Below are 9202 nucleotides of genomic sequence, written 5' to 3' on the forward strand. Positions count from 1 at the left end.
ACTGGCCAACCGCGCGCTGTTCAACGACCGACTCAATCACGCACTGCGGGAGCGGGAACGCAGCGCACGGCCGCTTGCGGTTTTCGTGATCGACATCGACGGTTTCAAACCTGTCAATGATGCCCTGGGCCACGCTGCGGGGGACGCGGTGCTGGTGGAGATCGCCGGACGCCTGCGGAGTTGTACCCGCACGGGGGACACCGTGGCAAGGGTGGGCGGGGACGAATTCGCACTGGTGCTTCCCGGGCTGGACGAGGCCGACGTCGGCGCGCTCGGCCAGCGAATCATCGATGTCATCGCCAAGCCGATCCTGCTCGATGGCGAGGAGGTCCGGATCAGCGCGAGCGTCGGTATTTCCGTGGCTTCGGCCGACAACCGGGGCCGTAACCTGTCCGAGGACGCCGACCGTGCCATGTATACCGCCAAGCACCAGGGCAGGGGATGTTTCCGGGTGTTCAACTCGACCTCGGAAGTCCCCGACCAGGGCCTGCTGACGGTCCACGGCTGATCAGCCAGCTCGAGCGGCAGGTCCTGCATGATCCACTCACCCAACTGGCCAACCGCGCGCTGTTCAACGACCGACTCAATCACGCACTGCGGGAGCGGGAACGCAGCGCACGGCCGCTTGCGGTTTTCGTGATCGACATCGACGGTTTCAAACCTGTCAATGATGCCCTGGGCCACGCTGCGGGGGACGCGGTGCTGGTGGAGATCGCCGGACGCCTGCGGAGTTGTACCCGCACGGGGGACACCGTGGCAAGGGTGGGCGGGGACGAATTCGCACTGGTGCTTCCCGGGCTGGACGAGGCCGACGTCGGCGCGCTCGGCCAGCGAATCATCGATGTCATCGCCAAGCCGATCCTGCTCGATGGCGAGGAGGTCCGGATCAGCGCGAGCGTCGGTATTTCCGTGGCTTCGGCCGACAACCGGGGCCGTAACCTGTCCGAGGACGCCGACCGTGCCATGTATACCGCCAAGCACCAGGGCAGGGGATGTTTCCGGGTGTTCAACTCGACCTCGGAAGTCCCCGACCAGGGCCTGCTGACGGTCCACGTCGCCGACGCGCGGCTCTGGGTGTCCTATATCGACGGGTTGCGGCAGGACATCGCCGCCGGAAAGGCGGAGGGGAAGCTGCCGAGCCAGACCAGGGCTCCTGAATCCACGCGACGCACCCTCGAATCGCTGCTGGGAGCCATCGGCGCCCTTCCTGTCGGTGAGAGCGGATTCGGAGCGTTGCCGCTTCCCGAACGGACGGCGCTCGAGGAGTTCGTCTTCCATCAGACGATGGTCCATGCCTGGGCCGATTCGCTGGTGGATCAGGGTTTGCTCACCGTCCGTCGAAGTCCCGCGGCCGAGCGTTTCTGGGCGTCCCTGCACGACTGTGTCACTGCTTCTCCGACGCCGGAGTTGAAGCCTGTCCTCGAAATCTCCTGAACGCGGACTGATCGACGAAGCCAATCCTTTCCGAAGCACGCGCCGCCGCCGCCCGGGCCGAAACTACCTCAGGAACCCCGCGGTCATCTAGGTTGGTACCTATGGTGTTGGGCAAAGCAGGTGAAATACGAGGCAATCCGCGTTCCGTCCGGGTGGCCGCTCCTGGCAAGATCAACGTCTCGCTCCGGGTCGGCCCGCTGCGCGAGGACGGCTATCACGGTATCGCCAGCGTGTTCCTCGCTGTTTCCCTCTACGAGGAGGTCACGGCAACCCCCATGCCGGGGCAGGAGGTCACGGTCTCGGTCACCGGTGCGGGTCCCTTCCCCATTCCCACCGACGCGGTTCCGCTGGACAGCACGAACCTCGCCGTCCGTGCGGCGCGGCTGCTCGCCGAGGTGAGCCCCGCATCCACCGGTGTCCACCTGGACATCGTCAAGAAGGTTCCGGTCTCCGGGGGAATGGGCGGCGGATCAGCCGACGCGGCTGCCGCGCTGCTCGCCTGCGAGGCACTGTGGGGCAGTGGCTTCTCCCGGGACGAGCTCGCCAAGATCGCCGGCGAACTTGGCGCCGACGTCCCTTTCGCACTGTTGGGGGGGACCGCCGTCGGGCTGGGAGTGGGGGAGCAGCTCACGCCCGCGATCTCCAAGACGCCCCTGCACTTCGTGCTGGTCCCAGCCGACTACGGCCTGTCCACGCCCGTCGTCTACCGGCTGCTGGACGGGATCCGCGAGCGGAAGGGCTTCGAACCTCCGGCGCAGCCGGAAGTCAACTCCTCGATCCTCGGTGCGATGCGCTCCGGCGACGGCCATGGGCTCGCGCCCCTGCTGCAAAACGACCTCCAGGAAGCCGCGCTGGAACTCGCCCCCGGGCTGGGGGATATCCTTGGGAGGGGACAGAAGGCGGGAGCGCTTGCCGGAATCGTCTCGGGGTCAGGGCCGACGGTGGCCTTCCTCGCTTCGAGCGAGGGGCACGCGGCCGAACTCGAATCGCGGCTCACCGCGGAGGGGCTGATCGCCATGGCGGTTCACGGACCGGTCCATGGAGCGCGGATCCACACCGGCCACCCTGCCTGACCGGCGTCCCGCCCGCACCGGACGCACTCACGTCATTAACGAAAGCAGCATTTCTTGGCACACCTTCTCGGCGCTGAAAACCTCAGCGTCGCCTTTGTCACCCGCACCATCCTCGACGGCGTCTCCCTGGGTCTCGAGGACGGCGACCGCATCGGAGTGGTGGGGCGGAACGGCGACGGCAAGTCCACCCTGATGCGCCTGCTCGCCCAGCGTCAGAAGCCCGACTCGGGCCGCGTGACGCGGCGCCGCGACGTCTCGGTCGGTTACCTGGACCAGACCGATGTCCTCGACGGCGCGCTCGAAGTGGGTCAGGCCATCGTCGGGGACCAAGCGGACCACGAGTGGGCCTCGAACCCGGGCATCCGCGACGTGATGGGAGGGCTCGTCTCGGAGGTCGACTGGCATGCGAAGGTCTCCTCCCTCTCGGGAGGACAGAAGCGCAGGGTGGCGCTGGCCAAGCTCCTGATCGGCGACGACGACGTCATCATGCTCGACGAGCCCACCAACCACCTCGACGTCGAGGGCGTGGCCTGGCTCGCGCAGCACCTCCGTCAGCGGTGGCGCCCCACCGAGGGCGGCCTTCTCGTGGTCACCCACGACCGGTGGTTCCTCGATGAGATCTGCAACCATACGTGGGAGGTCCACGACGCCGTCGTCGACGATTTCGACGGCGGGTACGCGGCCTACGTGCTGGCCCGCGCCGAGCGTGACCGCATGAATTCCGTGATCGAGTCCAAACGCGTCCAGCTCGTGAAGAAGGAGCTCGCCTGGCTCCGGCGCGGGGCTCCGGCCCGGACGGCGAAACCGAAGTTCCGCATCGAGGCCGCGAACGAGCTGATCGCCGATGTCCCGGAACCGCGTGACTCCCTGGCGCTCAGCAAGATGGCGATGTCCAGGCTCGGGAAGGATGTCCTCGACCTGGAGGGCGTCAGTTTGACCCTCCCCTTGGACGAGGACGGGGCCGGGCAACGGACGCTCTTCCAGGACGTGACGCTGCGCCTCGCCCCGGGGCAGCGGCTGGGCCTGGTCGGCGTCAACGGTTCGGGGAAGACCACCCTGCTCCACCTCCTCAACGGCGATGTGCTGCCGACGGGCGGCAAGGTCAAGCGGGGCAAGACCGTCCAGACGGCTGTGCTCTCGCAGGAGGTCCGCGAACTCGACGAGCTCGGCAACAGCCGCGTCATCGAGGTGATCGAGGCCGAGAAACGCGTGTTCAGCGTGGGTGGCAAGGAGGTATCGGCCAGCCAGCTCGTCGAACAGCTCGGTTTCACCAATGAGAAGCAGTGGACCCGCGTCAGCGAGCTGTCGGGTGGTGAACGACGGCGTCTGCAACTGCTCCGGCTGCTGGTCGGCGAGCCCAACGTACTGATGCTCGATGAGCCCACCAATGACCTCGACACCGACACCCTGTCGGCGATCGAGGATGTCCTGGACGGCTGGCCAGGCACGCTTGTCGTCGTGTCGCACGACCGCTACCTGCTGGAGCGGGTCACGGATTCGCAGATGGCGCTGCTCGGTGATGGCCGGCTGAGGGACCTGCCGGGCGGCGTCGACCAGTACCTCGAGCTGCGCAGGGCGGCCGGGCCACTGACCGCCACCGGTTCCGCCGCGTCTCCTGCCACCAGTGGCGGTTCCGCTGGAACGGGCGGTTCCTCGGAGGCCGAGTTGCGGCAGGCCCGCAAAGACCTGACGCGGATCGAGCGGCAGATCACCAAAGTGGATGCGCAGAAGGGCAAGCTTCAGCAGCAGATGCATGACGCAGGTTCCGAAGCCGATGCCGACTTTGCCAGGATTGCGGACCTCGACGCCAAGCTGCGGGCACTGCAGGCTGAGACAGGCGAGCTAGAGGAGCAGTGGATGGAAACCGCGGAAATCCTGGGCGAGTAGTTGCCCTACAAAATCGAGTAGTCAGACCGCGGGATTACCCTCGCGCCTCCGTTATGGCGTCGTTATCGTTGGTTTAAATGACCAATGTCGGACGCTCGTGAGGAATCTGAATGCCGTACGGTCTCAGCGTTGATGTGGGAACCAGCTTCACCGCAGCCGCGATTGCGCGGTTCGGTGGGGGTCAGAGCCCTGCGCCGCAGGTCCTGCCCCTTGGAACCCATGCCAACGCCGTACCCTCCGTCATTTTTCTCGGCGAGGACGGGCAGACCGTTGTGGGCGAGGCGGCCGAACGCCGCGGGCTTGCTCACCCGGAGCGTCTGGTGCGCGAATTCAAACGGCGCATGGGCGACGATGTCCCGATCATCATCGGGGACATCAGCGTGTTGCCCGAGGATCTTTTCGCCGCGATCGTGCGGTGGGTCGTCGACCGGGCCGAGGAGCGCGAGGGCGAGCCCCCGCTAGCCGTCACCCTGACCCATCCGGCGGAATGGGGCGGGCACAAGACCGGGCTGCTTTCCAGTGCCCTCGCCGGAGTGGGGCTCGCCGACGTTGCACTCCTGACCGAGCCCCTGGCCGCCGCGTTGCACTATGCCTCCCAGGAGCGCGTGGAACCGGGCAGCACCCTGGCGGTGTACGACTTCGGGGGTGGCACGTTCGATGCCACCGTTCTCAGGAAAACGGACGCCGACACCTTCACCGTCCTCGGAACCCCGGCGGGAATCGAACGCCTCGGCGGTGCGGATTTCGATCAGGATGTGTTCGGTCACGTCGTCGCGGGTGCTTCCGAGGCATTCGCCGGCCTCGACAGCGCCGACCCCGATGCACTGTCAGCGGTGGCACGTCTCCGCCGGGAATGTGCCGAAGCGAAGGAAGCCCTGTCCACGGATCCCGAAGCGTCCATCGCGGTGCTTCTGCCCGGGGCGCATGCCCAGGTGAGGCTGGTCCGCTCTGAATTCGAAGCCATGATCGAGGGCCGGGTCCATGAGACCATCGATCTGCTCGACCGCGCAGTCACTTCAGCGGGCGTTACTGCGGAGGATCTCGACGCGGTACTCCTGATCGGAGGATCATCCCGCATACCCCTCGTAGCGCAGCTGATCTCCGAGCGCCTGGGCAGGCCCGTCGCGATCGATGCTGATCCGAAGGCATCGATCGCACTCGGCGCGGCCTTCGCTACCGCGGCGCTCCAGGAGGACGGAACGGCGTCCGCCGGTCCTGCTTCCGGCTCTGATGGAAATGCCGTGGCTGTCGCCTCCCATGCCCCTGCGGCGAATTCCCTGACCCCGCGTCACGGGCCCCATCACGTGACGGCAGGGAGGAGGATCCGAACCCGAGCGTTCGCCGTGACTGCCGCTGTTGCGCTGCTTGGCGTCGCCACTGCAACCGCAGCCAACTCTCCGACGTCGTTCACGGCACTCTCCGACATCCTGACAGGCCCGGAACAGGCGGCAGAGGCGGCAGTAGTTCCCTCGACCGGGGCGGAAGTCGGCCAGCAGGCTCCGAGAGGCGGGGACGGCGGTGGCGGTGCGGCGGCAGACGATGGGGCGGCAGGCGGTGGGGCGGCAGGCTTTGGCCAGGAAACCGAGTCCGTTCCGCGTGCGAGCTGGTTCGACACAGTGGTTCAACCGGGCAATGCCGCCAAAGGGAGCAATGCGGCCGGCGGCACCGGAGGCACCGGCAAGGTCGCGGCTCAGCCCCCGGGACAGAGCGGACTGGACGGCCCGAAACGCGACATCGTCGTTGCCGATTCCGGCCGGAAGGACAGCTCGCAATTCCCGGGGGCAGGTAAATCTGCCAAACCCAATCCGGACCCTCAAGCGCCCGCGGTTGTCCGCACGCAACCTGCTGATTCTTCAGAACAGTCCCCTCAACCGAAGCCACCCGGCATTTCACCTTCCAGGTCTGATTCGGCTGTGGGGCCTTCGGCGCCGGAGCCCGATCCGGCTGGGACGCCGTCGGTCGCGGCGACTGCTCCGGCCGAAACGCCTTCACCCACGGCGACCGCTCCGGCTGCAGGGGTCCTGCCCCCTGGTACTGCTACGACAGGGACGCCGTCACCCATGGCCACCGATCCTGCGGCGACGCCGTCACCCTCGGTGATCCCTCCCACGGAGACTCCTTCTGCTTCACCGAAGGCGACTGCCCCGGCTGACTCTTTCCCTTCGGCGATTCCTTCGGGGGATCTTCCGCCTTCTGAACCGGTAATCTCTGGAACATCCGACCCGGAGCCGGATCCCTCACCGACGGGCGAACTGCCGGAAGTGGAAGACGAACTGCCGGAAGTGGAAGACGAGTGAGGGCCGATCTCCTGCTTTCGGGCCTGCACAACGCTTCCGGCGAAACCACCGGACCGGAGGGTACGGCTCCCGCGGAGGTCCTGGCACGGAAGCTCAGCGCTCTCGACGTGCCGCTGCAGGAATTGCTGCTCGCATCGAGTGTCGGTTTCCGGGTGCCGGACCAGGCGCCTCCACTGCTGCACGGCACGGGCGAAACGATCGGGGAATTGACGGCAAGGGCCCGCTCCGCCGGGCTACTTCTACCCAGCGGAAGCCCGGCGCCGCTGGTCAAGAAGCTGGTTCGGGAAAACGCGGAAGTGCACCAGGTGCGCCGCTTCCAGCGCTCATTGGTCGACACTTTCTGCTCTGAGGGCCTGCCGCTGATGGACATCGCGCGTGATTTCGTTCAGGAAGGGCTGACTGACCAGCGCATTGCGCAAGCGCTCGAAGCGGCAGGAGATGCAGCACTGGTCTCCGATCCGCAACTTGCGCTCACGCTTCTCACAGAGGCGGTAGCGGCAGGTGCCGGTGAACTTGCAACTGCAGCGCGGCGTGCGGAGGCAGCAGCGGCCGTGGGCGACCTCGACGGCGCCTGCCGCATTCTCGACGACCTCCTCGCTCGGCACAACGCCCCAGCGATGCCGGGAGCCGCATCGGCACAACCGGTGGAGACCCTTGATCTTGAGAGGGCAGTGCAGGTCGCAGCGTCCGTCTGGGCGCAGCGCGGCATGATGTCGAGGGCTGCTGACGTATACCGGTGGTTCGGTTCCGACGCTTCCGGAAGCTTCGCGGCGTTGGCCACAGTCGCCCTGATGGCAGCCGGTGATGCTTCGGGAGCAGCCGCCATGCTCAGTAAGCCCGGTTCCGGCGGTTCACCCACCCTGTGTTCCGTTGCGGCGTCACTCCTGGGTGAGGGAGCGATGCATTCCCTCGAAACTCCGCCGAGCCGGGCGGTGCCCACGCTCATTCGAGCATCGGACACCCTGACGGCCTCCGGCCGTGCCCTTCCTGCGCCGGAAGGCCCGGCGTCGTTCGCCGCCTTTGTCGCGCTGCACGCCGGTGAACCTGAGACGGCCGGCTCCATTGTGGCGGCGGCGCTCCACGGCGGACAGGGCGGACAGGCACAGCGGCCGCGGCTACTGCTGCTTCAGGCATGGACTGCCATGGTGCAGGACCGGCCCGTTATTGCACGGGAGGCGATTTTTGAGGCACGCGCCGCGGTCGAGCAGCTGGGGCCGCGGGACGAGTTGCTCGTGCAGGCACTCGAAGTGGGTCTAGCGCGAAGAGCCGGCGACACCACCGGCATGATCGACGCCTGGCAGCGTGCCAGCGAGGCCGTGCTCCATATCTCGATCGACATTTTCAGCCTCCTTCCGTTGGGCGAACTGATGATCGCGGCTGCCCGGCTCAGGGAATCGCACAAACTCGAGCCTCACGTGGCCGAAGCCTGGGCACTGCTTGCAAAGTTGGGGAATCCGCCGTTGTGGTCGGTCCCCCTCCATTGGTCGGCGATCCAGTCCGCACTCTTGCTGGAGCGGCCGGCGGACCTGGCGCCACATGCCTCCGCATTGGTACGCGCATCCGGTCAGTATCCCCTGGCAGCTGTCCTGGCAACCGCAGGGCGTTCCTGGGTATTCGTCCTTGCCGGAAGCTTCGATCCCGATGTGGTGGAATCCGCGGCACGAGGGCTTGCGGCAGTGGGCCTTCCCTGGGACGGTGCGCGATTGGCGGGACACGCATCGGCCAAAGCGCAGGATCGGAAGGATATGGCGCGACTTCTCGCCTGTGCCCGCGATCTCCGTCCGGACCAGGCGCCTTCAACAGGCTCGCCGGCTCCTGCACGCGAGACTGAAGCGGTTGCCGGGCCGGACCGGGGAAATAGGCGCGGGACAGCTCGGCCGGCCACGATAATCAAGCCGTCGGCCAAGCGGGTACACGCCTCACGATCCACGCATGGTTTCGACCTCAGCGGCAGGGAACGGGAGATCGCTCAGCTCGTGCTCGAAGGCCGCACTTACCGGGAGATCAGCGAAGCGATCTTCATCTCCCCGCGCACGGTCGAGCACCATATCGCGCGGGTCCGTCGTCGGCTCGGGGTGACAACCCGCTCGGATCTCCTGGCGAGATTGCGCCTGATTCTCGGTGAATCAGCGCAGGAGAACCCCCTGATCCCCTAATACCCGGACCTGCAAACCCCTAAGCGCGGGGCGCCAGTTAGGGGTATCGACCCCGATGTCCCGCTGAGCCCCCAATCCTATGTTTGTAACAAGCCAGGCATTCCGGCCAGGCGGACCAGCCTCAGCAAAACCCGATGCAAAGGAACGTGTCATGACCACTCTCGCCACTTCTCTTCTCGATTTCCTCATGAACCTGTTCAAGGATGAGGAAGCAGCAGCTGCTTTCAAGGAAGATCCCGAGGGCGCTCTCGCCAAAGCCGGCCTTGGTGACGTCGGTACGGATGATGTTGACGCCGTGAAGCCAGTCATCGAGGACTACGCGCCCGTGAAGCACAAGGACGACGACGAGGACGAC

The 9202-nt window shown here is 66.5% G+C and carries 7 protein-coding genes; all 7 read left to right on the plus strand.

Features of this window, described 5'->3' with window-relative positions; genetic code table 11:
- A partial coding sequence (locus tag Y705_RS0108365) for a GGDEF domain-containing protein (protein ID WP_155849984.1) occupies positions 1–508 on the plus strand: 508 nt, incomplete at its 5' end.
- Complete coding sequence (locus tag Y705_RS0108370) at positions 442–1434, plus strand: GGDEF domain-containing protein (RefSeq protein WP_081737911.1); 993 nt, start codon at positions 442–444, stop codon at positions 1432–1434. The genes Y705_RS0108365 and Y705_RS0108370, both read left to right, overlap by 67 nt.
- A gap of 101 nt (positions 1435–1535) precedes the next feature.
- On the plus strand, positions 1536–2507 hold the full coding sequence (locus tag Y705_RS0108375; RefSeq protein ID WP_049822479.1) for a 4-(cytidine 5'-diphospho)-2-C-methyl-D-erythritol kinase: 972 nt from the start codon (positions 1536–1538) through the stop codon (positions 2505–2507).
- A gap of 54 nt (positions 2508–2561) precedes the next feature.
- Complete coding sequence (locus Y705_RS0108380; RefSeq protein WP_026532534.1) at positions 2562–4394, plus strand: ABC-F family ATP-binding cassette domain-containing protein; 1833 nt, start codon at positions 2562–2564, stop codon at positions 4392–4394.
- Between the two features lie 110 nt (positions 4395–4504).
- Entirely contained in the window at positions 4505–6691 is a 2187-nt protein-coding gene (locus tag Y705_RS23405) for an Hsp70 family protein (RefSeq protein ID WP_049822480.1), read from the plus strand.
- Positions 6688–8847: a LuxR C-terminal-related transcriptional regulator gene (locus Y705_RS0108390; RefSeq protein ID WP_026532535.1), complete on the plus strand. Its 2160-nt coding sequence runs from the start codon at positions 6688–6690 to the stop codon at positions 8845–8847. Before Y705_RS23405 ends, Y705_RS0108390 begins: the two co-directional genes overlap by 4 nt.
- A gap of 151 nt (positions 8848–8998) precedes the next feature.
- Positions 8999–9202 (plus strand): IniB N-terminal domain-containing protein (locus tag Y705_RS22285; RefSeq protein WP_026532536.1); only part of this gene is annotated, 204 nt, incomplete at its 3' end.

The sequence above is a fragment of the Arthrobacter sp. H41 genome (assembly GCF_000520535.1).
Classification (GTDB): domain Bacteria; phylum Actinomycetota; class Actinomycetes; order Actinomycetales; family Micrococcaceae; genus Arthrobacter_D.

Bases quoted from the DNA above. Each gene is read 5' to 3' on its own strand.
- Y705_RS23405 (WP_049822480.1), top strand. From the start codon at position 4,505: ATGCCGTACGGTCTCAGCGTTGATGTGGGAACCAGCTTCACCGCAGCC.
- Y705_RS0108375 (WP_049822479.1), top strand. From the start codon at position 1,536: ATGGTGTTGGGCAAAGCAGGTGAAATACGAGGCAATCCGCGTTCCGTC.
- Y705_RS0108370 (WP_081737911.1), top strand. From the start codon at position 442: ATGTTTCCGGGTGTTCAACTCGACCTCGGAAGTCCCCGACCAGGGCCT.